Below are 26,950 nucleotides of genomic sequence, written 5' to 3' on the forward strand. Positions count from 1 at the left end.
ACCGGGTTGCGTACTGCAAAAACTATTTGCAGGCGTCGGCGATGGCGTCCGCGAGCAAGGCGAGGCGGGTGGCGTCGATGCCGGCGACGTTGGCCCGGCCCGAGCTGACCATGTACACGCTGTGCCGCTCGCGCAGGGTTTTCACCTGTTCCGGCGACAGGCCCGTGTAGGAGAACATCCCGCGTTGCACACCGATGTGCGCGAAACGCTCGCGCAAACCGTGCGGTTCCAGCGCCTCGACCAAGCCGCTGCGCAACTGCGCGATCCGCAAGCGCATCGCTTCCACTTCATCGGCCCAGCGTGCTTTCAGCTCTGGGTCGGCGAGGATGGTCGCGACCACCGCCGCGCCGTGATCCGGCGGCGTCGACCACAGGTTGCGGGCGATATTGGCCAGTTGGCTGCGGATGTCGATGAGCTTGTCAGCGCTGGTCGCGCAGACGATCAGCGCACCGGTACGGTCGCGATACAGGCCGAAGTTCTTCGAGCAGGAACTGGTGATCAGCAGCTCCGGCACTTGCGCCGCGAACAACCGGGTCGACCACGCGTCCTGTTCCAGTCCATCACCAAAACCCTGATAAGCGAAGTCGATCAGCGGCAGCAGATCGCGGCTGCGCACCACTTCAAGCACGCGCTTCCAGTCGTCATGGCTCAGGTCGAAACCGGTCGGGTTGTGGCAGCACGCATGCAGCAGCACCACGTCGCCCTTCGGCACTTCCCTGAGCACGGCGAGCATCGCTTCGACGTCGAGGCGATTGTCACTGCCGACGTACGGGTAGTGGCTGACCTTGACCTTGGCGGCGGCGAAAATGGTTTCGTGGATCGGCCAGGTCGGATTGCTCAACCACACGCCTTTGCCCGGCAGGCATTGGGCGATGAAGTCGGCAGCCAGACGCAGGGCACCGGTGCCACCCGGGGTCTGGGTGGCGCCGGCGCGTTGTTCGGTGATCAGTTGCGAGTCGGCACCGAGTACCAGCTCATTGATGACCTTGCCGAACAGCGGATTGCCGTGGCCACCGATGTAGGTCTTAGTGTCCTGGCTTTCGACCAGTCGCGCTTCAGCGATTTTCACCGCTTCCGGGATCGGCGTCAGGCCCTGGGCATCCTTGTAGACGCCAACGCCGAGGTCGAACTTGCGCGGATTGGCATCCTGCGCATAGGCCTCCATCAAACCGAGAATCGGGTCGCCGGGAACCCGGCCGATGGCGTCGAAGTGCATTACTTGCGTCCTTCTGCGGTCTTGGCCACTTCGTCAGTGCGCGCGGCCATGATGAAGTCGTTGCGGTGCAGGCCTTTGATCGAATGGCTCCACCAGGTCACGGTGACTTTGCCCCACTCGGTCAGCAGGCCCGGGTGGTGACCTTCGGCCTCGGAAATCTCGCCGACGGCGTTGGTGAACGCCAGCGCGTGCTTGAAGTTCTTGAACAGGAAAACTTTTTCCAGCTGCATGATGCCGTCGCGTACTTCGATGTTCCAGTCAGGGATCTGCTTGATCAGGATCGGCAGTTCTTCATCGCTGACTTGTGGCGCATCGGCGCGGCAGGCTTCGCAGTGGGCTTGGTTCAAAGTCGACATGGTGGATTCCTGAAAACGAGTGTGTTTTTTATTAAAGCGCGTGTGCCGCCAATGCCGTCACGCTAAAGCAAAGTGGTGGCGACGGACAGACGCAATTGTCAGCAAAAGTCGCGGTTCAGGCGGCTTTGGGTTTCGGCGGAAATTTCGGCGCGTGCAAGCCCAGCTGCATGCCCTGACGAACCATGGCCATGATGTCTTCATGGGCCACATCGAACAGGCGCTTGAGATTGGGCAGGACGAAGTACAGCGGTTGCAGGATGTCGATGCGATACGGCGTGCGCATGGCTTCCAGCGGATCGAAGAGCTGATGCTCGGGCTCGTCCGACAGGCAGTAAACGGTTTCTTTGGGCGAAGACAGAATTCCGCCACCGTAAATGCGCTTGCCCTGCGGGGTGTCGACCAGGCCGAATTCGATGGTCATCCAGTACAGCCGCGCCAGGTACACGCGCTCTTCCTTGGTCGCCTGCAGGCCGAGCTTGCCGTAGGTGTGGGTGAATTCAGCAAAGTAGGGGTTGGTCAGTAGCGGGCAGTGGCCGAAGATCTCGTGAAAAATGTCCGGCTCTTGCAGATAGTCGAGTTCTTCGCGGGTACGTATGAAGGTGGCGACGGGGAATTGCTTGCTGGCAAGCAACTCGAAGAAGGTCTGGAAAGGAATCAGCGCCGGCACCCGGGCAACTTGCCAGCCGGTGGTCTCGCCGAGGACTTTGTTGATCTCGGCCAGTTGCGGGATGCGGTCGTGGGGCAGACCGAGTTTTTCGATACCGTCCAGATATTCCTGGCACGCGCGACCTTCAATCACCTTCAACTGGCGAGTGATCAGCGTGTTCCACACCGCATGTTCTTCGGCGGGGTAGTCGATAAAACCTTGCGCATCGGGCTCGCGAGCCACGTATTGCGTCTGCTTCATGCTGCTCTCCTGCTAGGAAATTCGTTTTTGTTATGTCCAGCGATGGCTAAAGGAATACCCCAGAGTGACAGGTCGTGCAGCATGTTGACCGGTGTGTGCGTAGGAAAATTCTGCGTATTTCGTAAAGTTATCGTTACGCTTTGTCGGGTAATGCGCATTTACGGTGAATGGCGGGTTTGAAAAGGGCAGGGGCTGTCACATAATCTTGACAACTATCTGCGTGCCTCGACAGAAAACTCTGCCTCGGGCGCGCCACAAGATCCTGTGGGAGCGAGCCTGCTCGCGAAAGCGGTCTGTCTGACACATTGATACTGGATGTGATGGCGCCTTCGCGAGCAGGCTCGCTCCCACAAGGACATGTGTTTACCTTTCAAACCTGTCGGGCCTTTTTCTATGCGCATCAAAGTCCACTGCCAGAACCGCATCGGCATCCTGCGCGACATTCTCAATCTGCTGGTGGCGTACGGGATCAACGTCGCCCGCGGTGAAGTTGGCGGTGAGCATGGCAATGCGATCTACCTGCACTGCCCGAACCTGATCAACATCCAGTTCCAGGCGTTGCGCCCCAAGTTCGAGGCAATCGGCGGGGTGTTCGGGGTCAAGCGCGTCGGGCTGATGCCCAGCGAGCGCCGGCACATGGAACTGAATGCGTTGCTCGGCGCGCTGGAGTTTCCGGTGTTGTCGATCGACATGGGCGGCTCGATCGTTGCGGCCAACCGCGCGGCGGCGCAGTTGCTCGGGGTGCGCGTCGATGAAGTGCCGGGGATTCCGCTGTCGCGCTACGCCGAGGATTTCGATTTGCCGGAATTGGTGCGCGCCAACAAATCGCGGATCAACGGCATGCGGGTCAAGGTCAAGGGCGACATCTTTCTCGCCGACATCGCGCCGCTGCAATCGGAGCACGATGACAGCGAGGCCATGGCCGGCGCCGTACTGACGCTGCACCGCGCCGACCGCGTCGGCGAGCGTATCTACAATGTGCGCAAGCAAGAGCTGCGCGGTTTCGACAGTATTTTCCAGAGTTCGAAAGTCATGGCCGCTGTGGTCCGCGAAGCGCGACGCATGGCGCCGCTGGATGCGCCGCTATTAATAGAAGGCGAAACCGGCACTGGCAAGGAACTGCTGGCGCGCGCCTGCCACCTCGCCAGCCCGCGCGGACAGTCACCGTTGATGGCGCTCAACTGCGCCGGACTGCCGGAGTCGATGGCCGAGACCGAACTGTTCGGCTACGGCCCCGGTGCCTTCGAAGGCGCGCGGGCCGAAGGCAAGCTTGGCCTACTCGAATTGACCGCTGGCGGCACGCTGTTTCTCGATGGCGTCGGCGAGATGAGTCCGCGTTTGCAGGTCAAATTGCTGCGCTTTCTTCAGGACGGTTGCTTCCGTCGCGTCGGCAGTGATGAAGAGGTGTATCTGGACGTGCGGGTGATCTGCGCGACGCAGGTGGACTTGTCCGAATTGTGCGCGCGCGGTGAGTTTCGTCAGGATCTCTATCACCGCTTGAACGTGCTGTCGCTGCACATCCCGCCGCTGCGCGAGTGCCTCGACGGTCTGACGCCGCTGGTTGAACACTTTCTCGACCAGGCCAGTCGGCAGATCGGCTGTTCGCTGCCGAAACTGGCTCCGGCGGCGATGGATCGCCTCAGCCATTACCACTGGCCGGGCAACGTGCGGCAGCTGGAGAACGTACTGTTCCAGGCGGTTTCCCTGTGCGACGGCGGCACGGTCAAGGCCGAACATATTCGCCTGCCGGATTACGGCGTGCGTCAGCCGCTTGGCGATTTTTCCCTCGACGGAAATCTCGACGAGATCGTCGGGCGTTTCGAAAAAGCGGTGCTGGAACGCTTGTATTCCGAGCATCCAAGCAGTCGGCAGTTGGGCAAGCGGCTCGGTGTTTCGCACACGACGATTGCCAACAAGTTGCGTGAGTATGAAGTTGGCAAAACCTCCGAAAGCTAAATAGAGCCTTTGTGGCGAGGGGATTTATCCCCGATGGGCGGCGAAGCCGCCCCGCTTTTTCTTCCCCGCGACCTCATTTGCAGGCTTGGCGACTGCTGCGCAGCCGAACGGGGATAAATCCCCTCGCCAGAGGATCTCCATCCCCCGCCGAACTCAGGATTGCCACTAACCGGCATGACACCGCCGGTTTTTCGTCTTCGACCCATTTCAGATTCCCCCTCCGATCCCCTCAAGTCCCCTGTTTACCGGGCCTTCGCCCGCCAATAAAAAGTTGGTCTGCAAATTGCTTATGGCTGAGCAGTACAGCGGTGGGCGGCAAACGTCCGGCATGCAGAGGAAACACTGTGGACAAGTACCTTTATGTGGCAATGACCGGCGCCAGCCAGAACGCACTGGCGCAACGGGCGCATGCCAACAACCTGGCGAACATCTCCACCAACGGCTTTCAGCGCGATCTCGAGCAGGCGCGTTCGATGCCGGTGTTCGGTGACAGCTTTCCGGCGCGCGCGTTTGCCATGAGCGAACGTCCTGCCACCGACTTCACGCCGGGCTCGCTGGTGCAGACCGGTCGTGAACTCGACGTCGCGGTATCCGGCAACGGTTTCATCGCCGTGCAAAACCCCAGCGGTGGTGAAAGCTACGTGCGTACCGGCAGCCTCAACATCGACGCCCTCGGCGTATTGCGCGCCGGCAACGGCATGCCGGTGATCGGTAATGGCGGCCCGATCGCCGTGCCGCCCGAGCAGCAGGTCGAAGTCGGCGAAGACGGCACCATCAGCATTCGCGCGATGGGCGAAGGCCCGCGCGTCATGGCCGAAGTCGACCGGATAAAACTGGTCAACCCGGACATCAAGAACATGAACAAAGGCCTCGACGGTTCGATTTACACCAAGGACGGCCAGCCGGCGCAAGCCGACGCCAACGTCAAACTGGTCTCGGGTTTCCTCGAGTCGAGCAACGTCAATGCCGTGGAAGAAATGACTTCGGTGCTGGCCCTGGCCAAGCAGTTCGAGTTGCACGTCAAGATGATGAACACCGCCAAAGACGACGACCAGGCCATGGCTCGGGTCTTGCAGATCAGCTAATTATCAGAACGTCGCGCCGTAAAACAGGCGCACGAGGAGAATCGAATGCTTCCGGCTCTATGGGTTGCCAAAACCGGTCTGTCCGCCCAGGACACCAACCTGACCACCATTTCCAACAACCTGGCGAACGTCTCGACCACGGGTTTCAAACGTGACCGTGCCGAGTTCCAGGACTTGCTCTATCAGATCAAGCGTCAGCCAGGCGCCCAGTCGACCCAGGACAGCGAACTGCCGTCGGGTCTGCAAGTGGGTACCGGTGTGCGCATTGTCGGCACCCAGAAAAACTTCACCGCCGGCAGCCTGCAAACCACCGAGCAGCCGCTGGACATGGCCATCGACGGTCGCGGTTTCTTCCAGATCCTGCAGCCGGACGGCACCACGTCCTACACCCGTGACGGTACTTTCCACCTCGACTCCAATGGCCAGATCGTCAACGCCAGCGGTTTCGCCCTGGAGCCGGCGATCATCATTCCGAACGATGCGCAGACCTTCACTGTCGGCCGTGACGGCACCGTGTCCATCACCATCGCCGGCAACCCGGCCTCGCAAGTGATCGGCAACCTGCAGACCGCCGACTTCATCAACCCGGCCGGCCTGCAAGCGGTGGGCAACAACCTGTTCCTGGAAACCGCTGCTTCCGGCGCGCCGCAGATCGGCACCCCGGGCCTCAACGGTTTCGGTACCACGCTGCAGAACACCCTGGAAACCTCGAACGTCAGCACCGTTGAAGAGATGGTCAACATGATCACCACTCAACGCGCCTACGAGATGAACTCCAAGGTGATCTCCACCGCCGACCAGATGCTCTCGTTCGTAACGCAGAATCTGTAATCCAGTCTTTGAGGCGGCCTGAGGTCGCCAGCAACACCGTGAGGTAGGGTCATGAAGCGCTTTGTATCTGTTCTGGCATTGAGTGGGGTCGTCTCGCTCGCGGGCTGCGTCGCCCCGACGCCCAAGCCCAATGACCCTTACTACGCCCCGGTGTTGCCGCGCACACCGTTGCCGGCGGCTGCCAATAACGGCTCGATCTATCAGGCCGGCTTTGAGCAGAACCTGTACAGCGACCGCAAGGCGTTCCGCGTCGGTGACATCATCACCATCACCCTGAACGAGCGCACCCAGGCGAGCAAGAACGCCAACTCGCAGATGGACAAGAACAGCGATAACTCGATTGGTCTGACCTCGTTGTTCGGTTCCAGCCTGACCACCAACAACCCGATTGGTGGCGGTGACCTGAGCCTGAACGCTGGCTACAGCGCCGACCGTTCGACCAAGGGCGACGCCAAGTCCGGGCAGAGCAACAGCCTGACCGGTTCGATCACCGTGACCGTGGCCGACGTGCTGCCCAACGGCATCATCGCCGTGCGTGGCGAGAAGTGGCTGACGCTCAACACTGGTGACGAACTGGTGCGCATCGCCGGTATGGTCCGCGCCGATGACATCGCGACCGACAACACCGTGTCGTCGACCCGTGTCGCCGATGCGCGCATCACCTACTCGGGTACCGGCGCGTTTGCCGATACGAGTCAGCCAGGCTGGTTCGACCGTTTCTTCCTCAGCCCGCTGTTCCCTTTCTAGGTGGCTACGTTGAATCTGAAAAGCCTTATGGTGGCCGCGTTGTTGATGTCTGCGGCGTTCACCGCACACGCCGAGCGGCTGAAAGACATCGCCAGCATTTCCGGCGTGCGCTCCAACCAGTTGATCGGTTACGGCCTGGTGGTCGGGCTTAACGGCACCGGTGACCAGACGACGCAGACCCCGTTCACCCTGCAGACCTTCAACAACATGCTCTCGCAGTTCGGCATCAAGGTGCCGCCGGGATCGGGCAACGTGCAGTTGAAGAACGTCGCGGCGGTGTCGGTGAGTGCCGATCTGCCAGCGTTTGCCAAACCGGGTCAGCAGGTCGACATCACCGTGTCCTCGATCGGTAACTCCAAGAGCCTGCGCGGCGGCACCTTGCTGCTGACGCCGCTCAAGGGTATCGACGGTAACGTCTATGCGATCGCTCAGGGCAACCTCGTGGTTGGCGGTTTCGACGCTGAAGGCCGTGATGGTTCGAAGATTACCGTCAACGTTCCGTCGGCCGGTCGCATCCCTGGCGGTGCGTCGGTGGAACGTGCGGTGCCGAGCGGTTTCAACCAGGGCAACAGCCTGACGCTGAACCTCAACCGTTCCGACTTCACCACCGCCAAGCGCATCGTCGACAAGGTCAATGACATGCTCGGCCCTGGCGTCGCCCAAGCCATCGACGGCGGATCGGTGCGCGTGACTGCACCACTGGATCCGAGCCAGCGCGTCGACTACCTGTCGATTCTGGAAAACCTCGAAATCGATCCGGGTCAGGCGGTGGCAAAAGTCATCATCAACTCGCGTACCGGCACCATCGTCATCGGCCAGAACGTGAAAGTGTCGCCAGCCGCCGTGACCCACGGCAGCCTGACCGTGACCATCACCGAAGACCCGATCGTCAGCCAGCCTGGCCCGCTGTCCAACGGCCAGACCGCCGTCGTACCGCGATCGCGAGTGAATGCCGAACAGGAGGCCAAACCGATGTTCAAGTTCGGCCCGGGCACCACCCTCGACGAGATCGTCCGTGCGGTAAACCAGGTCGGCGCAGCACCGGGTGACCTGATGGCAATTCTCGAAGCTCTGAAGCAGGCCGGCGCATTGCAAGCCGACCTGATCGTGATCTGAGGCCGGCCACCATGGATATGCGCAAAAGCGGTCTGGTCAGCAGCAGCGATTCGGGTTCCTACTCCGACCTCAATCGTCTGAACCAGCTCAAGGTCGGCGACAAGAACAGCGACGAAAACATGCGCAAGGTGGCGCAGGAATTCGAGTCGCTGTTCCTCGGCGAAATGCTCAAGTCGATGCGTTCGGCCACCGAAGCGCTCGGCCAGGACAACCCGCTGAACACGCCGGCGGCCAAGCAGTATCAGGAAATGTACGACCAGCAACTGGCGGTTTCCATGTCCCGCGAGGGCGGTGGTATTGGCCTGGCCGACGTGCTGATCCGGCAGATGTCGAAGAACAAACCGATGGCGCCGGGCGAGGCTGCGGCTGCGTCCGCCGCCAAGCAGCAGGAAGCGCTGGCCAAGGCCGCCGCCGTGCCGACGCCGATTGCCGCTGGCACCGTCGCCACCGGGCCGCTGTCCCGCGTCAATGGCGAGCGTCCGTTGTGGGCATCGCGCTCGGTGCATGCGCCGAACAACACCGATATTTCCCATCGCAACGACATGGCGCTGATCAACCAGCGGCGACTGGCATTGCCGCCGAAACTGGCCGATCGCTTGCTCGCCGGTCTGGTGCCGTCGGCGCCGAGCGTGGCCACTGCGACCACTGCAGCAGTGACCAATGCCTTGCCGCAACGGGCTGCGACTACCGCCGTCACAGGCTCCGGCGCGTTGTACAACGGCGACTGGCTGGCCCGTGCCGAAGAGCAGAAAGCCGCTGGCGGGCAGATGCAGGTCTACGGCCGCGCCATGGCGCAGATTCCGCTGGCACCGGCGAAGAAGGCCTTCAGTTCTGCCGACGAATTCGTCAACACCATGCTGCCGATGGCCAAGGAAGCCGCCGACCGCATCGGCGTCGATCCGCGTTATCTGGTGGCGCAAGCGGCACTGGAAACCGGTTGGGGCAAATCGGTCATGCGCGCCCAGGATGGCAGCAGCAGCCACAACCTGTTCGGCATCAAAGCGAGCAGTAACTGGAAGGGCGATTCGGCCCGCGCGATCACCAGCGAGTTCCGCAATGGCGCGATGGTCAAGGAGACGGCCGAGTTCCGTTCCTACGCCTCGTACAAGGACAGCTTCCACGATCTGGTGACGTTGCTGCAGAGCAACAATCGCTATCAAGAAGTGCTGAAGTCGGCCGATAACCCAGAACAGTTTGTACGCGAGTTGCAGAAGGCCGGTTACGCCACCGACCCGAACTACGCGACGAAGATTTCGCAAATTGCCAAGCAGATGAACAGTTTTGAAAACTACGCTGCGGCGGGTGTCTCCACCACGCCTTTATAAGGCACCAGGTAATAAGGTCTGAACCATGAGTTTGCTCAATATCGGGATGTCGGGACTGTCGGCCAGCCAGTCCTCTCTGGCTACGACAGGCAACAACATTGCCAACGTCGACACCGCCGGTTATTCACGTCAGCAAACCGTGCAGGGCACCAAGTCCTCGCAGCAGTACGGCAGCGTTTTCATCGGCACGGGCACAACCCTGGCCGACGTGCGCCGGGTGTACAACTCGTACCTGGAATCGCAGCTGCACACCGCGACTTCGCTGGACAGCGAATCGGCCGCGTTCCTCAAGCAGGCGACGCCGCTGGACGCCATGCTGTCGGACACCAACACGGGCCTGACCGGTGTGCTGCAGAAATTCTTCACCTCGATGCAGGGCGTATCGACGTCGGCCACCGATGACACTTCGCGTCAGTCGGTGCTGACCGGCGCGCAGGCGCTGACCAGCCGTTTCAATACCCTCGCCAAGCAGCTCAACGATCAGAACACCACGATCAACGGCAGCCTCGGCGACATGACTGCCCAGGTGAACAAACTCGCCACGGCGATCGCCAATCTCAACCAGAAGATCGGCGAAATCTCCACCAGTGGCGGGGCACCGAACGACCTGCTCGACAGCCGTAACGAAGCCGTGCGTCAACTCTCCGAGCTGACCGGTGCGCAAGTCGTCGAGCGCGGCACCAGCTTCGACATTTATGTCGGCAGCGGCCAGCCGCTGGTCATCGGCAACACCACCAACAGCCTGAGCATGGTCGCGAGCAAGACCGACCCGTCGCGCATGTCGATCCAGATGGATCGCGGTTCGAGCACCATCGACATCACTTCGGTGATCAGCGGTGGCGAAATCGGCGGTCTGCTGACCTATCGCAAGGAAGTCCTCGACCCATCGCTCAACGAGCTCGGTCGCGTGGCCCTGGTGATTGCCGATCAGATCAACAGCCAGCAAGCCCAGGGCATCGACAAGAACGGTGACTTCGGCGCGGCGATTTTCAACAACATCAACAGTGCCGCCCTGATCAGTCAGCGCAGCATTGCGAAGGATGGCAACAGCGCCGGTTCGGGCAACCTCGATGTGACCATCAAGGACACCGGCAAGCTGACCACCAGCGATTATCAGGTGACCTTCACCAGCGCTACCGATTACACCGTCAAACGTTCCGACGGCACCGATCTGGGTGCATTCAGCACCACGACCAATCCGCCGCCAGTGATCGACGGCTTCACCCTGGCCTTGAACGGCGGCGCGCTGAGCGCGGGTGACTCGTTCAAGATCACGCCAACCCGCAACGCGGCGGCGAGCATTCAGACGGTCCTGACCGATCCGAAGAAAATCGCTGCGGCAGGTCCGCTGACCGGCGTCGCCAGCGCCAACGGTCTGGGCACTTACACCCAGCCGACGCTCAGCGACAAGATCGATATCTACAACCCGACCGCCCAGGCCGACATGCAGGCGGCGCTGAAGAATTCAACGCCGGTCAAACTGGTATTCGGTGCAGCCAGCGGTGGCAGCCAGTCGTACAACCTGGTCGACGCCAAGGGCGCGACCATCGGCACCGGCACCATCGTGCCTGGCCAGTCGAACACGCTGAACCTGAAAGTCGGCATCGTCGATGCCAGCGGCAACCCGGTGATGGACACTACCGTCACGCCGAACGTACAGAAGACCTTCACCGTGCAGACCACCGTGGGCGGCACGCCGAAAACCGGCGAGACCTTCACCATGAACCTGACCGGCGCGGCGTCTTCGGACAACCGCAACGCCCAGGCACTGGTCGCATTGCAAACCAAACAGACCGTGGACACCGGTTCGGCTAGCAAGGGCATCAGCCTGACTGACGCCTATAACACCCTGGTGACCAACGTCGGTACCAAGACCGCCCAAGGCAAGTCCGACAGCGCCGCAACCACGGCGATTCTGGAGAACGCCAAGGGTGCCCGCGATTCGCTTTCCGGGGTCAACCTGGACGAAGAAACCGGCAACCTGGTCAAGTACCAGCAGTACTACACAGCGTCTTCGCAGATCATCAAAGCTGCGCAGGAAACTTTCGCCACGCTGATCAACAGCCTCTAAGGAGTCGTAATTCATGCGCATTTCCACCGCCCAGTATTACGGAACGCAAGCTTCGGATTATCAGCGTAACTTCAACAAGGCCGTTGCCACCGCGAGCGAGGCGAGCAGCCTGCAGCGCATCAACACCGCCGCCGATGATCCGATCGGTGCCGGGCGCTTGCTGCAATTGGGCCAGCAGGCGGCGATGCTCGATCAGTACAAGACCAACGTCAACACCACCAAAAGTGCCTTGACCGTGCAGGAGTCCACGCTGGAGTCGATCACCACGGCGTTGGCGCGAGCCAAGGAACTTGCGCTGGCCGCGAACAACGGCACGATCACCGACAAGGACCGCCAGGCATACGCCTCGGAACTGGGTGAGATCCAGCAACAAGTGCTGGGCCTGATGAACGCCAAAGACGCCAACGGTAATTACCTGTTCTCCGGTTCGAAAACCGACACCGCGCCGTATTCGAAGAATTCTGACGGCACATTCAGCTACAACGGCGACCAGACCACCATCGATCTGGGCATCGGCGACGGCATGACCGTGGGTACCAACACCACCGGTTGGGACGCGTTCCAGCAGACCATCAACACCGGCCGCACCAACACCAAAATGACTGCGCCAGCTGTGGATGACGGCCGTGTCGTGCTGTCCAACGGCACCGTCGGCACTGTTGCCACCTACGATGCCAAGTTCACTGCCGGGCAGCCGTACACCGTCGATTTCGTCAGCAGCACCCAGCTGAAGATCACCGATGCGCTGGGCAACGATGTGACTGCCGAGGCCAGCCAGAATGGCCTGATCAGCAACAGCAGCGGCGCCAACCAGACTGTCAGCTTCCGTGGCGTCGACCTCAAGCTGAACGTCAACCTGAAGGCCGGCGATACCAATCCGGACGCCGTTATCGCAGGGCACAGCTTCCAGCTGTCGGCCTCGCCGGACTCGTTCACCACCACGCGTAATCCGGGTAACCCGTCGACCAGCGTGATCACCGGTTCGACCATCACCGATCAGGCAGCCTACACCGCAGCGTTTCCGCAGGGCGGCGCAGTGCTCAAGTTCACCAGCGCCACCGATTTCGATCTGTATGCCGCGCCAGTGACGGCCGACAGCAAGCCGGTTTCTTCGGGCACGGTTGCCGGCGGTAACGCCACCGCTGCCGGTGTGACATTCGCGCTGGGCAACACGCCGGCCGCTGGCGATCAGTTCTCGATCCAGCCGAACAATCACCAGACCCAGAACGTGCTCGACACTCTGGGCCAGATGATCACCGCGCTGAATACGCCAGTCGATGGTGACCCGGTTGCCAAGCAGAAATTGCAGGGCGCGATGGAGGCAGGCCTCGGCAACATCGATGCCGCTTCCAACCAGATCGGCACCGCAGTCACCACCATTGGTGCGCGCGGCCAGGCGCTGGACATGCAGACCATCACCAACGACAGCCTGACCACGGCGAACAGCACCACCCAGGGTTCGATCCGTGATTCCGATCCGGCTGAAGTCATGACCCGTCTGACGCTGCAACAGACCATGCTGCAAGCCGCGCAACTGGCGTTCAGCAAGATCAGTCAGTTGGGTCTGTTCAACAAGATCTGATGGTTGGCGGGCGTGCGCGCCCGCCAACGTTGTCCCTCTGTTAATGATTTTTTGCGGTATCAAGGGCTCGTTTTTGCGAGCGGGCTCGTACCGCCTGTGAGCCCGCCGTGAATTCACTCCCCCTCGTCAGCATTGCCATCCCTGCGTTCAATCCGCGCTTTTTCGAGCGGGCATTGAACAGCGCCGTCAGCCAGACATACGCGCCTCTTGAGATCATTGTCTGCGACGACAGTCGTGGTCATGAGATCGAAGGGATTGTCAGTGCTGTGGCCGAGCGCTCGGGTGTTGCCGTGCGCTATGTGCGCAACCCGCGCACACTGGGCCTGGTCGGCAATCTCAAGGCGTGCCTTGATCAGGCGCAGGGTGAATTCGTCAAGTTCATGTGTGACGACGACCATCTCTATGCCGCCTGCATCGAGCAGCAGGCGCACGAGATGTTGCGTGAGGAAGTCAGCCTGGTGCTGGCTCAGCGGCTGTTCTGGGACGCCGACGACATCATTCTGCCGGCGCGCCTGGAAAACACTTCGCTGTCACCGGCCAGCGGTCTGTTCAAGGGTGACGACCTGCTGGGCATCTTCGAAAAATTTCCGGTCAATGTGCTGGGCGGTTTCTCCAGCGCCTTGTTTCGTCGTTCGGACCTCGTCGACTTGTTGCCGGCGCTGACTCAGGACGGTCACTGCTTTGTCGCCACCCTGGATTTCGCCTTGTACGTATGCCTGCTGCGGCGCGGCAATCTGGCGATGTCGAACACCGTGCTCAGTGCCGAGCGGCTGTATCCGGAGCGCTTGAGTGCTCAGCAGCCGATGAAAGACGCGGTCGAGGTTGAGCGCGAGTGGATTCTGCAAATGCTCAAGGCGCGCAGCGGCGAGTCGGCGCCAGCGCCGGGTTGGGTGCGCTATGTCCCGCTGACCAAGGCTGACGCAATGCCGCGCGTCTGGGAAGAGCTGCCCCTGAGCCGAACGCTGGGTACCAAGCAGAGTCGCCAGGAGTGGTGCGTCGGCATCGATAGCTGGAGCTTCGCCGAACTCTACGCGCACTGGCTGCAGTGCCGCAGTCTCACTGAAGGGCAGCGCAAGTTACTGCCGGAAACTCTGGCCGCCTGGCCACAACAGCCGCGAATAGTGCCGATCGTCATTGATGCCCAGGGCAGTCGCGATGGAGTCGAGCGCACGCTTGAGGCGCTTGCTCGGCAGGACTATGCCCCTGAACTGATTCTGGTGCTGTCCGCTTCCTGCAACGAGGCGACGCTGGATGGGCGCGTGTTCCACATGCCACTGGAAGGTGACGGGCTGGGTCAGATCAACGCGTTGTTGCCCCAACTGGAGGGCGCCGACTGGTTTTACCTGTTGCAGGCCGGTGACCGGCTGATGGTGCCGGCCTTGCTGGTCATGGCTGACCGGATTGCGCACTCGCCATCGCTCGGTTGCGTGTACAGCGATGAAGGCGGTCTGCGCGATGGTGAGTCCGTGGAACCCGCCTTCAAACCCGATTTCAACCTTGATCTGATGCGCAGCTACCCGTATGTCGGGCGCGCCTTGGCGTTCAAGCGCGAACGCTTTCTGGCGCTGGGTGGTTTTGACACGACGTTCACCGAACTGGCTCCTCACGACATGCTGTGGCGCATGGTCGAAAGCGACGGCACCCAGGTGATCGGGCATGTCGCCGAAGTTCTGCTGGAGTCGCCATTCGATCTGTCGCGGTGGTTGGCCGAGCCAGGCGTCATCGAACAGAACCCTCGTGTGCTCGAAGCGCATCTGCAACGCATTGGCGTTGCCCATGAAATCCGCCGTGGCAGTTGCCAATTGCTCAATCGTGTCGACTATCGGCACGCGCGCCGTCCGCTTGTGTCGATCATCATCGTCACCCGGGATCAGACCGCTGCCTTGCAGCGGTGTGTCGAGACCGTGCTGGAAAAAACCGCCTACGCCGAATACGAACTGCTGCTGGTCGACAACGGCAGCGAAACCGCTGAGGCCAGAGCATGGCTGGACGGCATTGCGCAATTGGGTGGCGACCGGATCCGCGTGCTGACGTACCCGCAGCCGGACAACATGGCTGCCCTGCACAATTTTGCCGTGGCCAAGGCTCGTGGCGAATATGTGCTGCTGCTCAATACCTTCGCGGTGATTACCCACGCCGACTGGCTGGACGAACTGCTCAATCATGCGCAGCGCCCGGAAGTCGGCGTGGTCGGCGCCAAGTTGTTCAACCCGGATGGTTATGTGCTGCATGCCGGCATGATTCTGGGGATGCAGGGCGCGGTCGGGTTGCCATTTTATGGACAGTCGCTGCAGTCGGACGGTTATATGTTCCGGCTGCAGGCCGCCCACGATCTGAGTGCAGTCGGCGGTGATTGCCTGATGGTGCGCAAGGCGGTTTTCGAGGCGGTGGGAGGGCTTGATGAAGAGGATTTGAAGCAGGCGCTGAACGTGGTGGATCTGTGCCTGCGCATCGGCCAGGAAGGCTACCTGGTAGTGTGGACGCCTTATGCCTTGCTGGCTCAGGGCGTGCGCCCGACAGTCGAGTCGACAGCTGAGCAAGGCCAGCAACATTTGCACGAGCAGGAGATCTTCTACAAGCGCTGGCTGCCGCGCATTGCCCGCGATCCGGCCTTCAATGTCAACCTGTCGTTGCAGGGCGTCGGCGCGACGAGTTTCAGCCTTGAGCCGGGCCTGCGTACGGGGTGGACTGCTTTTTCCAGGCCGCAATTGCCCAACGTACTCGCTGTGCCGATCAATGCCTCAGCCATTGGCCATTACCGCATGAGTCAGCCGCTGATAGAGCTGGAAGCGGCGAACCGGGCCGAAGGGTGTATTCGTTACGGCTTGCCTTCGATCATTGAAATCGAGCGTCAGTCGCCGGATGTCATCGTCCTGCAAGGGCGCTATTCCCAGGGCGCGATCGATGAAATCCCGCCGCTGAAAAAGTTCTGCCATGCCCGGCGCATCTTCGAGCTGGATGACTATGTGATTGATGTTCCGCATCGCAATGCGCATATCCGCAACATGCCCAGCAAGCAGGAAATGGAGCGGATGGTGCGCCAGGCGATCAGCCTGTGCGACCGCGTGGTGGTGTCGACTCAACCACTGGCCAATGCGCTGTCGGACATGCACCACGACATTCGCGTAGTCCCCAACATGCTTGCGCAAAACCTCTGGACCGGTTTGCGGGGTCAGCGCCGCACCTCGAAAAAACCTCGCGTGGGTTGGGGTGGAGGCACCAGCCACCATGGCGATCTGGCGGTGATTGCCGATGTCGTGCGTGAGCTGGCCAACGAAGTCGACTGGGTATTCTTTGGCATGTGCCCGGATGACCTGCGTCCGTACATGCACGAGTTCCACGGTGTGATTCCTCTGGACGTCTATCCGGCCAAGCTGGCCAGTCTGAACCTCGACCTGGCCCTGGCACCGCTGGAGTTTCACATTTTCAATGACTGCAAGAGCAATCTGCGTTTGCTGGAATACGGCGCCTGTGGTTACCCGGTCATCTGCACTGATACCGAAGCCTATCAGGGCTATCTGCCGTGCACGCGGGTGAAGACCAACAGCACTGATGAATGGCTGCAGGCGATTCGCATGCATCTGGCCGACCCTGACGCCAGTTATCGCATGGGTGACGAGCTGCACGAGGTGGTCATGCGCGATTATGTGTTGCGTGGTGACAATCTGCGGTATTGGGAGAATGGCTGGCTGGCGGATTGATCGTTTATATAGGCGGCTTTTTGGGGTTGCCTTTTTTTGGGCCTTGGCGGCCTTTGGGCCGACCAGGCTGTTGGGGTTTTGGGTGAATATCCGTTGCTTCGGGTGTGGCGGCTGGCGGTTTCGCCCTTACGGCGAGTCACCTTTTTCAAACGCCAAAAAGGTAACCCAAAAGGCTTGCTCCTACGTTCGGCCCTCGCAGGCTCGGGTTCCTTCGCTCCGGGACTGATCCGGGCGCAGCGGCTCCGGTTTGCTTCGCTGCACCTCCTTCCGCTGTGTCTGGCTGCGCCAGACGGTCGCTGCGCTCCCACGCCCGGATCAATCCCTCCACTCAGCCTTCCGACGTCGCCGGTGGATCAAGATCAAGAGCACTCGAGCTTGTGCTCATTGTTGAGTGGGGCGGCTTCGCCGCGGGCAGCTGCGCTGCTTTGCTTTTCTGTGGGAGCGAGCCTGCTCGCGAAGGCGGCCTGACAGCCGACCCATTTCTTGCTGGACGCACGCGATCCAACTGGAGCTGCCGAAGGCCGCGATCGGACGATCTTTGCTCTGGCTTTCGATCTCTTGCCCCTTCACGCCCTCAGCCTGCCCATCAGCCTGTTGCCACTTCCACCGAAGCCTCTATCAGCTATCTCCCAAAACCCGGCTACGAGCTGGCGCGTTTCCTGCAAGTGCCCCGCAAATCGCCATAAAACGAGCGCTCGCGGTGTTTCCTCCTGCGCCCGTAGCGGCAGAAGGTTTGGCCAGAAGGCCTGCGACGCTCAAAAAAGCAGTGCGCAGCCCGGTGACGTACGAGAGGGGAGACGATGAAGGCAGTAATTTTGGCGGGTGGCCTCGGCACGCGCATCAGTGAAGAGTCGCACCTCAAGCCCAAGCCGATGATCGAGATTGGCGGCAAGCCAATTCTCTGGCACATCATGAAGCAGTATTCCGCCCACGGGATCCACGACTTCGTCATTTGCCTGGGCTACAAGGGCTACGCGATCAAGGACTTCTTCGCCAACTACTTCCTGCATACATCCGACGTCACTTTCGACATGCGCAACAACCGCATGGACGTCCATCAGAACTACAGCGAGCCGTGGAGTGTGACCCTCATCGATACCGGCGAGGAAACCATGACCGGTGGCCGCCTGTTGCGTGCCGCGCGTTATCTCAAGGATGAAGAGGCGTTCTGCTTCACCTATGGCGATGGCGTTTCCGACATCAATATTGCTGAGCTGGTCGACTATCACAAGGCTCACGGCCGCCTGGCGACCGTCACTGCGGTGCAGCCGCCAGGTCGTTACGGCGCGCTTGAACGCCAAGGTGACCAGGTGCTGGGTTTCACTGAAAAACCCCGTGGTGACGGTGGCTGGATCAATGGCGGTTTCTTCGTGCTTTCGCCCAAAGTGCTGCCGTACATCAGCGATGACGCCACCACCTGGGAAGCCGAGCCGTTGGCCCGTCTGGCTCAGGACGAACAACTGAAAGCCTTCGAGCACGAAGGTTTCTGGCATCCGATGGACACCCTGCGCGACAAGAACCATCTCGAAGCGCTGTGGCAGAGCGGGGAGGCCCCATGGAAGCAATGGGCCTGAGTGCGGAGTTCTGGCGTGGCAAGCGTGTTCTCGTCACCGGACACACCGGTTTCAAAGGCAGTTGGCTGACCCTTTGGCTGCAAAGCCTTGGTGCGCAAGTCAGCGGTTTTTCGCTGGATCCGTCGACTGAGCCAAGCCTGTTCGAACTGGCGCGCGTACACGAAGACATCAATGATCAACGCGGCGATTTGCGTGACCTCGGCGCCTTGCTGGAAATCATTGCCGAGACCGAACCGGAGATCGTTCTGCATCTGGCGGCGCAGCCCTTGGTGCGCGAGGGCTATCGCGATCCGCTCGGCACCTATTCAAGCAATGTCATGGGCACGCTGAATCTGCTCGAAGCGATTCGTCAGGTCGGCGGCGTGCGCGCCTGTGTGCTGGTGACCACCGACAAGGTCTACGCCAACAAGGAATGGCTGTGGCCATACCGCGAAGACGAAGCCCTTGGTGGACACGATCCTTACAGCAGCAGCAAGGCCTGCTGCGAATTGCTCGCGCAGTCGTACGCCGCGTCGTTCTTCCCGGCGGACAAACATGCCGAACACGGTCTGGCCTTGGCTACCGCACGCGCTGGCAATGTACTGGGCGGTGGTGATTTTGCGCCGGAGCGACTGATTCCCGACGTATTGAAAGCATGGACCGCCGACGAGCCGGTAACCCTGCGTTACCCGCAAGCGGTGCGCCCGTGGCAGCACGCGCTGGAGCCGCTGGCCGGTTATCTGCAATTGGCTGCTGCGCTCTACGAATACGGCCCGGAATATGCTGGCGCGTGGAACTTCGGCCCGGGCGAGGCAGACATGTGCAGCGTCGGTGAAGTGGTCGAGCTGCTCGCCAATCGCTGGCCGCAGGCCCGTGGTCTGCGTATCGAGCCCAGTGAACTGCACGAAGCCGGTCTGCTGCGTCTGGACAGCAGTCGCGCGCGGCAGGTGCTCAGCTGGCAGCCGCGCTGGTCGTTGCAGGCGTGCCTGGCGCAGACGCTGGATTGGCACCTGGCCTGGCAGAACGGCGATGACATGCGCGCCGTAACTCTGGGCCAATTGAATCTGTACCGAGGCGCGCTGTGAGCGAGTTTTCCCTGCAAGCGTTGCCATTGGCCGGCCTGTTCAGCGTTCAGCACAAACGTTTCGAAGACCAGCGCGGGCACTTCGCCCGGTTGTTCTGCGAGGGCAGCCTGAGTGCGTTCGGCAATGAATTTCATATCCGCCAGATCAACCATTCCTGTACCCGCGAGAAGGGCAGTGTGCGTGGCCTGCATTATCAGAATGCCAACGCCCCGGAAGCCAAACTGATTACGTGTCTGCGCGGTGAAGTCTGGGATGTTGCGGTGGATCTGCGCCCGGGTTCGGAGACGTTTCTGCACTGGCATGCCGAGCACTTGAAGGCGGGTGATGGCCGCAGCCTGTTGATTCCGGCCGGTTTCGCTCATGGCTTTCAGACGCTCACCGACGACGCCGAATTGCTCTATCTGCACAGCGCCGATTACGCGCCGGAGCACGAGGGCGGCTTGTCGGTGAACGATCCTCGGCTGGCAATTGCCTGGCCGTTGCCTGTCAATAATTTGTCAGCGCGCGATTCCAGCCATCCTGCGCTCGATCAACACTTTGCTGGAGTGCGTCTATGAATTGCCGTGGGTGCGCCGCACCGCTGAATCTGCCGCTGATCGACCTCGGCACTTCGCCGCCGTCAAACGCCTACGTGCATGTCGATCGCCTGGAGCAGGCCGAGCAATGGGTGCCGCTCAAAGTCGCGGTGTGCCAGCAATGCTGGCTGGTGCAGACCGAGGATTACACCAGTGCCGACAGCCTGTTCGATGCCGAGTACGCCTACTTCAGTTCGTTCTCCAGCACTTGGCTGAATCACGCCGAGCGTTATGTCGCCGAGATGAGTGAGCGCTTCGGGCTTAACGCCGACAGTCGTGTGGTCGAAGTCGCCGCCAACGATGGTTACCTGCTGCAATACGTCGCCGCGCGCGGCATCCCATGCCTGGGCGTCGAGCCGACTCGCAGCACCGCACAGGCTGCACGCGAGAAAGGCCTGGAAATTCGCGAGCTGTTCTTCGGCTGCGACACCGCCACGCAATTGCGCAACGAAGGCTGGAGCGCCGACCTGATGGCGGCCAACAACGTGCTCGCGCACGTGCCGGACATCAACGATTTCCTCGCCGGCTTCGCGACGTTGCTCAAGCCGACCGGCGTCGCCACTTTCGAGTTTCCGCAACTGCTGACGCTGATGGCTGGCGCGCAGTTCGACACGCTGTATCACGAACATTATTCCTACCTGTCGCTGACCGCCGTGCAGACCCTGTGCGAGCGCAACGGCCTGGAAGTGTTCGATGTCAGCCAGTTGAGCACTCACGGCGGCTCGCTGCGCGTATTCGTGCAGCGCAAGGACGGCCAGCACCGCCCTGTTCTCCCGGCAGTTCAGCAACAATTGCAGGCCGAACTCGCTGCCGGGGTAAAAACCCCTGAGTACTACGCGACCCTCGCGCCTGCTGCCGAACGCATCAAACATGACCTGCTGCGCTTCCTGTTGCAGGCCAAAGCCGACGGCAAACGTGTGGTCGGTTACGGCGCGGCGGCCAAGGGCAATACCTTGCTCAACTACGCCGGAGTCAAAGCGGATCTGCTGTCCTGGGTGGCCGATGCCAACCCGCACAAACAGGGCAAGTTCTTGCCGGGCAGTCGCATCCCGATTGTTGCGCCAGCGCAGATCGACATTGAGAAACCGGACTACGTGCTGGTGCTGCCCTGGAACCTGCTGCACGAAGTCAGTCAGCAACTGGCGCAGGTGCGTCAGTGGGACGGGCGCTTCGTCATCGCCGTGCCTGAGTTGAAAGTGCTGTGAAAGTTCTGGTCACTGGCGCCACGGGCTTTGTCGGTCGGCATCTGGTTGCTGCATTGCTTGCGCGCGGCTGTGAAGTCCGCGCGGTGGCGCGCAACGCAGAAACGGCGCAGGGCATGCCATGGATCAACCACGTCGAATTCGTCGCGGCAGATATTCACGCTGCCGACCTGAATGTTGTCGCGCTGACCGAAGGCATCGACGCACTTGCGCATCTGGCCTGGCCTGGGCTGCCGAACTATCGGGCGCTGTTTCATTTTGAGCACAACCTGATGGCCGATTACCGCTTTATCAAGAGCGCGGTAGAGGCGGGCGTGTCGCAGGTGCTGGTGACCGGCACCTGCTTCGAATACGGCATGCAGAGCGGTCCGCTCAGCGAGTCAACCGAGCCACGGCCGAGCAATCCCTACGGTCTGGCCAAACATACGCTGCACCTGTTTCTGCAGAATCTGCAGCAGGAGCAACCGTTCACATTGCAGTGGGCGCGCTTGTTCTATCTGCATGGTCAAGGGCAGAACCCCAACAGCCTGTTGGCCGCGCTGGACCGGGCAATCGATGCTGGTGAGGCGTCGTTCAACATGTCGGCCGGTGAGCAGTTGCGCGATTTCCTCGCGATTGAAACCGCCGCGAGTCATCTCGCCGCGATCCTCCATCAGCGCGACTTCGATGGCGTGGTCAACTGCGCCAGCGGTCAACCGGTGTCGGTGCGTGCGCTGGTCGAACAGCGCTTGCGTGAGCGTGGCGCAACACTGGATCTGAACCTCGGCCACTACCCGTATCCGACCCACGAACCGCTGGCGTTCTGGGCTGTCACCGAGCGCTTGCAACAGTTATTGGGAGAGTCGCCATGAGGCACGAGTTGTACCGGGCCACCGGCCTGCCGGTATTGCAGAACCGCACTTTCGCCGATGCCGAATCGGCGCGGGCCTCGGCCAGCGCCGACATGGTCCTGGTTCAGGACGAGCGCAGCGGTCTGGTCTTCAACGCCGCGTTCGATGCCGACAAGCTCAGTTATGACGCCGACTATCAGAACGAGCAGGCGCACTCCGGTCAGTTCCAGCAACACCTGCGCGATGTCGAAGGCATCATCGCCAAGCACTTCAAGGGCCAGGAACTGATCGAAGTCGGCTGCGGCAAGGGCTACTTTCTCGAGTTGCTCAAAGGCCTGGGCTATTCGATCACCGGCATCGACCCGGCTTATGAAGGCGAAAACCCCGAGGTGATCAAGGCGCCGTTCACGCGCGGCCTCGGCCTGGCGGCAGACGCCATTGTGCTGCGTCACGTGCTGGAGCACATCGAAGACCCGGTTAGCTTTCTGGCCGTGATCGCCGAGGCCAATCAGGGTGGGCAGATCTATATCGAAGTGCCGTGCCTGGACTGGATCCTCGAGCACAAGGCCTGGTTCGACCTGTTCTACGAACACGTCAATTATTTCCGCCTCGATGACCTGCGCCGGATGTTCGGCACGGTGCACGAGGCCGGGCATCTGTTCGGCGGCCAATATCTGTACATCGTCGCTGATCTGTCGACGTTGCGCCTGATACCCGAACAACCGGTGCCGCGCCTGACTCTGCCTGAAGATTTCAGCGCCAGTCTCGACCGCGCTGTGCAGATCATCCGCTCGGCGCCTGCGCAGAGTTCGGCGATCTGGGGTGCCTCGTCCAAAGGCGTGATCTATTCGCTGTACCTGCAACGCGCCGGCGTTGCGGTCGATTGCGTAGTCGATATCAACCCGGCCAAGCAGGGGCGTTATCTGCCGCTGAGCGGCGCGCGCGTGTCCTCGCCGCAAGAGGCCATGGATGCGCTGCCGGAAGGCGCGCACCTGTTTGTGATGAATTCCAATTACCTCGAAGAGATCAAGCGGATGACCGGTGGACGCTACGTCTATCACGCCGTCGACAGCGCTTCGTTTCAGTGACCCTTGAGATGACCAACATGACCGATAACAGCATCAACCAAGCCTTCGAAGCCGAGTGCCGCGAGCAGATCGCCCAGCAAGGTGACGACCCCAAACTGACCGGCCTGGCCCGCGATTTCTTCAACGAATCGGCCAAGCACAAATACAGCTACCACTTCTCGTGGATGGGCCGCCCGATCATCCAGCTGCCGCAAGACATGATGGCCATGCAGGAGATCATCTGGCAGGTCAAGCCGGACCTGGTTATCGAGTGCGGCATTGCCCACGGCGGTTCGATCATCTACTACGCCTCGCTGCTCGAGCTGCAGGGCCACGGCGAAGTGCTCGGCATCGACCTCGACATTCGTCCGCACAACCGTGAAGCCATCGAAAGCCATCCGATGGCCAAGCGCATCAAAATGATCGAAGGTTCGAGCATCGACCCGGCCATTGCCGCTCAGGTGCAGGCCGCAGCCAAAGGCAAGAAAGTCATTCTGGTCCTCGACTCCAACCACACCCACGATCACGTGCTCGAAGAGCTGCGCCTCTACGCGCCGCTGGTGTCGGTCGACAGCTATTGCGTGGTCATGGACACCGTGGTTGAAGACATGCCGGCCGATTTCTTCCCGGATCGTCCATGGGGCCCGGGCGACAACCCGAAAACCGCCGTGTGGAAGTACCTGGAAGAGAACCAGGACTTCGAAATCGACCAGCAATTGCAGAACAAACTGCTGATCACCGTGGCGCCGGACGGCTACCTGCGTCGCGTTCGTTAATTCGCAACATTTACCCAGAGTTGTTTCGGCGAGTCGCCGGTTGTGGAGAGAAGTTATGCAAGGCAAGTACAGTTCTGAACTGACGCTACCGCTTGATGAGCTGTTGACGGTGGTGCTGATTACCCACAACCGACCGGCGTTCCTGCGTCGGGCTGTGAAGTATTACAGCGACTTGCCCTGCAAGATCATGGTGCTCGACTCCTCGCCGGAACGTCCGGAAGGCGATTTTTCCGCCGTCGATTACCATCATGTGCCGCAATTCGCGTACTGGGGGATGCAGGCCAAACTGGCCTATGGTGTCGAGCAACTGACCACGCCGTACATGGTGCTGGCGGCCGATGACGACTTCATCCTGCATGATTCATTGGCCGAATCCATGGGTTTCCTGCAGGCCAATCCGGATTACGGCATGTGCCACGGCTACTGCCTGATGTACCTGACGCTGGCCGGTGGCGTCAGCTACTACCGCCGCGACAAAAAGGTCCAGGAAGACTACTGCTCCGAACAGGCTCAGGAGCGGGTCATCGATTACATGAGCCAGTACATCCCGCCGTTCTATGCGGTGACCCGTACTGATCTGATGAAGACCTGGCACTCGGCATTGCCACCTGGCACCAGCTTCCAGTGGCAGGAAATCGGCCATGTCTATTTCCTGCTGGCCAGTGCCAAAGCACGGATTCTGCCGATCCCTTATGTGGTTCGGGAGATCAACTACGGTGCCTCCGAACACAGCACCGAGGTGTATCACTCGCTGACCTACGTCGATGCCAAATCGGTGGCCGAGCGTGAAGCCTTTGCCGAGTTCCTTGCCGCGCTGCCAACCCAGCTCAAAGGGCTGGACGCCGAGCAGGGCAAAGCGCTTGCCCTGCAAAGCTTCGAGGCAATGGTCGACAGCCTGCAATCGAATCGAGCGCTGACCGGGGAACTGATCATCCAGTCCACTTGGAATCAGGAGCTCAAGTACCCGGATCGCCGTTTCGGGCCTTTGCAGTACGTGGAAATGCCGTTCTACAACGAGGCGTTTTTCGACCGCCTGGCGCAGTTCGAATTCATGCTGCACGCCATGCCGGCGGGGCGCATCCAACTTGAAGGCCTGGAGGGCGTCTGGACCCGTCAGGCGCACTTGCTGCAAGCACGCAACAACGACACCCCGGAAAGCGTTCTCGACCGGTTGTGGCAGGCTCACGATCTCAATGCGTTCAATCGCACCGTGATCAAGCGGCTGGCGGCTCAGCTGACTGCGATGGGCCAAGCCGAAGAAGCGCAAGCGATGCAGGCCTGGATCGAGCGTCTCGAAGCGTTGACCGTCGATGACCATCATGCGGTCATGGACAAGATGCAGTCCGGTCGCCTGCTCAACTGGCTGGCCGCACGTGCGCCCGGCGCTCACCTTGAGGCAATCGGCCAACATCTGGCGGTGAATGGCGGTGGGCCGCAGTTCGGCATTTTCCTGCTGGATCTGGACGACGACATCGACAAGCTTCAGGTGTCTCTCGACAGCTTGCTGGAAGGACAGTGCAAGGCCTTCCGCATTGTCGTGTTCACCACCGGCGAAGCGCCCGCCGCGACCACGGCACAGAACACCCTGCATTTTGTCCGAGTGACCGCGGGCAATCTGATCGACAAGCTCAATCAAAGCGCTCGTCAATCGCCGTGTGACTGGCTGCTGTTGGCTGAAGCCGGTGATGAGTTCACTGCCAGCGGATTGTTGCGCGCCAGCCTGGAGTTGATGAACGCCGGCGATTGCCGCGCGGTATCCACCGACGAAATCCAGCGTCAGGAAAACGGTGCCCTGACCGACGTGTTCCGGCCGGGCTTCAACCTTGATCTGCTGCTGAGCCTGCCAACGCTGATGGCGCGGCACTGGCTGGTACGGCGCGATGCGCTGGTCGAAATCGGCGGCTATCGCGCTGATTTCAGTCAGGCACTGGAGCTCGATGTGCTGCTGCGTCTTATCGAAGAATACGGCCTCAACAGCCTGGCTCACCTCGACGAGCCGCTGTTGATCAGCCAGGCAGCAGAGCTGGTCGAGAATGCTGACGAGCGCCTGGCACTGCTGCGCCATCTGGGCAATCGCGGCTACAAGGCCAAAGTGACGTCAGCGGTCCCGGGGGTTTACCAGATCGACTACCACCACAGTGATCGTCCGCTGGTGTCGATCATTATTCCGGCGGGCAGCGATCTGGCGGTGCTGCAACGTTGCCTTGAAGGTGTGTTGCTGCGTACCCGTTACCATCACTATGAAGTGCTGATCGCCACCACTGCGGATCAGACGGCTGAGATCAATGACTGGCTCGGCACTTACAAGCACTCCAGAGTGCAGGTGCTGCGTACTGATCGGACGTTGAGCGAAGCAGGATTGTTCAACGCGGCCAGTCGTCAGGCGCGGGGCGAGTACCTGGTGCTGCTCGCCGCCGATGCGGAAGTGGTCAATCCGAACTGGCTCGACTCTTTGCTCAACCATGCTCTGCGCCCAGAGGTTGGCGTGGTCGGGCCGAAACTGATCGACCGTGATCGCAAGATCAGCCAGGCGGGATTGATCCTGGGCCTGAACGGCGGGGTCGATTCGCCCTTCGTTGGTGAAGATCACGATGCCGACGGTTACCTGCACCGCTTGGCGGTGGAACAAAACTACTCGGCGGTATCGAGCGTGTGCCTGATGGTCCGCAAAGAGCTGTACGAGGCGCTCGGCGGTCTGGACGAAAGCACATTTGCCGAAGGCTTCGGTGATGTCGATCTGTGCCTGAGCGCCGGGCAGGCCGGTTATCTGACGGTATGGACTCCGGCGGTGCAAGTCATCCATCAGGGCGGTATGCCTGACGCCCCGCAAGCGCTGCTGGCCCTGCGCGAAAAATGGCCGGCGGCATTCGTTCAGGATCAGGCCTACAACGCGAACCTGAGCCTGAAGGGCAAAGGCTTCGTGCTCGATGACAATGCTTCACTGGACTGGGCACAGTTGCTCGCTTAAG

General features: G+C 60.9%; 20 protein-coding genes. 17 read left to right on the forward strand and 3 right to left on the reverse strand.

Annotation, left to right across the window (positions count from 1 at the left end; all coding sequences use genetic code 11):
- Nucleotides 1–22: 22 nt before the first annotated feature.
- The 3 genes from KVG87_RS10320 to phhA all read right to left on the reverse strand — a co-directional run bounded on the left by KVG87_RS10320 (nt 23) and on the right by phhA (nt 2,479).
- The gene (locus tag KVG87_RS10320; RefSeq protein ID WP_110645049.1) at nt 23–1,216 is read right to left on the reverse strand and encodes an amino acid aminotransferase; all 1,194 of its coding nucleotides are present in this window, start codon (nt 1,214–1,216) and stop codon (nt 23–25) included.
- On the reverse strand, nt 1,216–1,572 hold the full coding sequence (locus KVG87_RS10325; RefSeq protein WP_016771115.1) for a 4a-hydroxytetrahydrobiopterin dehydratase: 357 nt from the start codon (nt 1,570–1,572) through the stop codon (nt 1,216–1,218). The genes KVG87_RS10320 and KVG87_RS10325 overlap by 1 nt, the downstream gene beginning before the upstream one ends.
- 115 nt (nt 1,573–1,687) lie before the next feature.
- A complete protein-coding gene (phhA, locus tag KVG87_RS10330) occupies nt 1,688–2,479 on the reverse strand; it encodes a phenylalanine 4-monooxygenase (protein ID WP_016771114.1) in 792 nt (263 codons plus the stop codon).
- Between the two features lie 393 nt (nt 2,480–2,872).
- Here phhA and KVG87_RS10335 point away from each other — a divergent pair, with 393 nt between their 5' ends.
- The 17 genes from KVG87_RS10335 to KVG87_RS10415 all read left to right on the forward strand — a co-directional run bounded on the left by KVG87_RS10335 (nt 2,873) and on the right by KVG87_RS10415 (nt 26,949).
- Nucleotides 2,873–4,435: a sigma-54-dependent transcriptional regulator gene (locus KVG87_RS10335; RefSeq protein ID WP_217850584.1), complete on the forward strand. Its 1,563-nt coding sequence runs from the start codon at nt 2,873–2,875 to the stop codon at nt 4,433–4,435.
- Between the two features lie 344 nt (nt 4,436–4,779).
- The gene (locus tag KVG87_RS10340; protein ID WP_016771112.1) at nt 4,780–5,520 is read left to right on the forward strand and encodes a flagellar basal body rod protein FlgF; all 741 of its coding nucleotides are present in this window, start codon (nt 4,780–4,782) and stop codon (nt 5,518–5,520) included.
- Between the two features lie 45 nt (nt 5,521–5,565).
- Nucleotides 5,566–6,351, forward strand: a complete 786-nt coding sequence (gene flgG / locus KVG87_RS10345) for a flagellar basal-body rod protein FlgG (protein ID WP_016771111.1) — start codon at nt 5,566–5,568, stop codon at nt 6,349–6,351.
- Between the two features lie 51 nt (nt 6,352–6,402).
- Nucleotides 6,403–7,098 (forward strand): flagellar basal body L-ring protein FlgH, encoded by a 696-nt coding sequence (gene flgH / locus KVG87_RS10350; RefSeq protein ID WP_016771110.1) that lies wholly within the window; start codon nt 6,403–6,405, stop codon nt 7,096–7,098.
- Between the two features lie 27 nt (nt 7,099–7,125).
- Entirely contained in the window at nt 7,126–8,214 is a 1,089-nt protein-coding gene (locus KVG87_RS10355; protein ID WP_024012083.1) for a flagellar basal body P-ring protein FlgI, read from the forward strand.
- An 11-nt stretch (nt 8,215–8,225) separates the two neighbouring features.
- On the forward strand, nt 8,226–9,539 hold the full coding sequence (gene flgJ / locus KVG87_RS10360; protein WP_217850586.1) for a flagellar assembly peptidoglycan hydrolase FlgJ: 1,314 nt from the start codon (nt 8,226–8,228) through the stop codon (nt 9,537–9,539).
- Nucleotides 9,540–9,564: 25 nt separating this feature from the next.
- Nucleotides 9,565–11,610: a flagellar hook-associated protein FlgK gene (gene flgK / locus KVG87_RS10365; protein ID WP_071171415.1), complete on the forward strand. Its 2,046-nt coding sequence runs from the start codon at nt 9,565–9,567 to the stop codon at nt 11,608–11,610.
- 13 nt (nt 11,611–11,623) lie between these two features.
- Nucleotides 11,624–13,192 carry a flagellar hook-associated protein 3 gene (locus KVG87_RS10370; RefSeq protein ID WP_217850588.1) on the forward strand — a complete coding sequence of 523 codons (1,569 nt, stop codon included), beginning with the start codon at nt 11,624–11,626 and terminating at the stop codon, nt 13,190–13,192.
- Nucleotides 13,193–13,299: 107 nt separating this feature from the next.
- Nucleotides 13,300–16,893 carry a glycosyltransferase gene (locus KVG87_RS10375; protein WP_217850590.1) on the forward strand — a complete coding sequence of 1,198 codons (3,594 nt, stop codon included), beginning with the start codon at nt 13,300–13,302 and terminating at the stop codon, nt 16,891–16,893.
- An 800-nt stretch (nt 16,894–17,693) separates the two neighbouring features.
- The gene (gene rfbF, locus KVG87_RS10380; protein WP_016771105.1) at nt 17,694–18,467 is read left to right on the forward strand and encodes a glucose-1-phosphate cytidylyltransferase; all 774 of its coding nucleotides are present in this window, start codon (nt 17,694–17,696) and stop codon (nt 18,465–18,467) included.
- Complete coding sequence (rfbG, locus tag KVG87_RS10385) at nt 18,449–19,531, forward strand: CDP-glucose 4,6-dehydratase (protein ID WP_217850592.1); 1,083 nt, start codon at nt 18,449–18,451, stop codon at nt 19,529–19,531. Before rfbF ends, rfbG begins: the two co-directional genes overlap by 19 nt.
- Nucleotides 19,528–20,088, forward strand: a complete 561-nt coding sequence (rfbC, locus tag KVG87_RS10390) for a dTDP-4-dehydrorhamnose 3,5-epimerase (RefSeq protein WP_217850594.1) — start codon at nt 19,528–19,530, stop codon at nt 20,086–20,088. The genes rfbG and rfbC overlap by 4 nt, the downstream gene beginning before the upstream one ends.
- Nucleotides 20,085–21,311: a class I SAM-dependent methyltransferase gene (locus tag KVG87_RS10395; protein ID WP_217850596.1), complete on the forward strand. Its 1,227-nt coding sequence runs from the start codon at nt 20,085–20,087 to the stop codon at nt 21,309–21,311. Before rfbC ends, KVG87_RS10395 begins: the two co-directional genes overlap by 4 nt.
- Nucleotides 21,308–22,159, forward strand: coding sequence for an NAD-dependent epimerase/dehydratase family protein (locus KVG87_RS10400; RefSeq protein ID WP_217850598.1), 852 nt, complete (start codon nt 21,308–21,310; stop codon nt 22,157–22,159). The genes KVG87_RS10395 and KVG87_RS10400 overlap by 4 nt, the downstream gene beginning before the upstream one ends.
- Nucleotides 22,156–23,226, forward strand: a complete 1,071-nt coding sequence (locus KVG87_RS10405; RefSeq protein ID WP_217850600.1) for a class I SAM-dependent methyltransferase — start codon at nt 22,156–22,158, stop codon at nt 23,224–23,226. Before KVG87_RS10400 ends, KVG87_RS10405 begins: the two co-directional genes overlap by 4 nt.
- Before the next feature lie 17 nt (nt 23,227–23,243).
- On the forward strand, nt 23,244–23,981 hold the full coding sequence (locus tag KVG87_RS10410) for a cephalosporin hydroxylase family protein (RefSeq protein WP_038860482.1): 738 nt from the start codon (nt 23,244–23,246) through the stop codon (nt 23,979–23,981).
- Between the two features lie 55 nt (nt 23,982–24,036).
- Nucleotides 24,037–26,949 (forward strand): glycosyltransferase family 2 protein, encoded by a 2,913-nt coding sequence (locus KVG87_RS10415; protein ID WP_217850602.1) that lies wholly within the window; start codon nt 24,037–24,039, stop codon nt 26,947–26,949.
- Nucleotide 26,950 lies beyond the last annotated feature (1 nt).

This window comes from Pseudomonas siliginis, assembly GCF_019145195.1.
Classification (GTDB): Bacteria; Pseudomonadota; Gammaproteobacteria; order Pseudomonadales; family Pseudomonadaceae; genus Aquipseudomonas; species Aquipseudomonas siliginis.

Excerpts from the sequence above, each read along its gene's own strand:
- flgH (WP_016771110.1), top strand. The coding sequence starts at position 6,403 with ATGAAGCGCTTTGTATCTGTTCTGGCATTGAGTGGGGTCGTCTCGCTC.
- phhA (WP_016771114.1), bottom strand. The coding sequence starts at position 2,479 with ATGAAGCAGACGCAATACGTGGCTCGCGAGCCCGATGCGCAAGGTTTT.
- rfbF (WP_016771105.1), top strand. The coding sequence starts at position 17,694 with ATGAAGGCAGTAATTTTGGCGGGTGGCCTCGGCACGCGCATCAGTGAA.
- rfbG (WP_217850592.1), top strand. The coding sequence starts at position 18,449 with ATGGAAGCAATGGGCCTGAGTGCGGAGTTCTGGCGTGGCAAGCGTGTT.
- flgJ (WP_217850586.1), top strand. The coding sequence starts at position 8,226 with ATGGATATGCGCAAAAGCGGTCTGGTCAGCAGCAGCGATTCGGGTTCC.
- KVG87_RS10335 (WP_217850584.1), top strand. The coding sequence starts at position 2,873 with ATGCGCATCAAAGTCCACTGCCAGAACCGCATCGGCATCCTGCGCGAC.
- flgK (WP_071171415.1), top strand. The coding sequence starts at position 9,565 with ATGAGTTTGCTCAATATCGGGATGTCGGGACTGTCGGCCAGCCAGTCC.
- KVG87_RS10410 (WP_038860482.1), top strand. The coding sequence starts at position 23,244 with ATGACCGATAACAGCATCAACCAAGCCTTCGAAGCCGAGTGCCGCGAG.
- KVG87_RS10320 (WP_110645049.1), bottom strand. The coding sequence starts at position 1,216 with ATGCACTTCGACGCCATCGGCCGGGTTCCCGGCGACCCGATTCTCGGT.
- KVG87_RS10405 (WP_217850600.1), top strand. The coding sequence starts at position 22,156 with ATGAGGCACGAGTTGTACCGGGCCACCGGCCTGCCGGTATTGCAGAAC.
- KVG87_RS10415 (WP_217850602.1), top strand. The coding sequence starts at position 24,037 with ATGCAAGGCAAGTACAGTTCTGAACTGACGCTACCGCTTGATGAGCTG.
- KVG87_RS10370 (WP_217850588.1), top strand. The coding sequence starts at position 11,624 with ATGCGCATTTCCACCGCCCAGTATTACGGAACGCAAGCTTCGGATTAT.
- KVG87_RS10395 (WP_217850596.1), top strand. The coding sequence starts at position 20,085 with ATGAATTGCCGTGGGTGCGCCGCACCGCTGAATCTGCCGCTGATCGAC.
- KVG87_RS10325 (WP_016771115.1), bottom strand. The coding sequence starts at position 1,572 with ATGTCGACTTTGAACCAAGCCCACTGCGAAGCCTGCCGCGCCGATGCG.
- flgG (WP_016771111.1), top strand. The coding sequence starts at position 5,566 with ATGCTTCCGGCTCTATGGGTTGCCAAAACCGGTCTGTCCGCCCAGGAC.
- KVG87_RS10355 (WP_024012083.1), top strand. The coding sequence starts at position 7,126 with ATGGTGGCCGCGTTGTTGATGTCTGCGGCGTTCACCGCACACGCCGAG.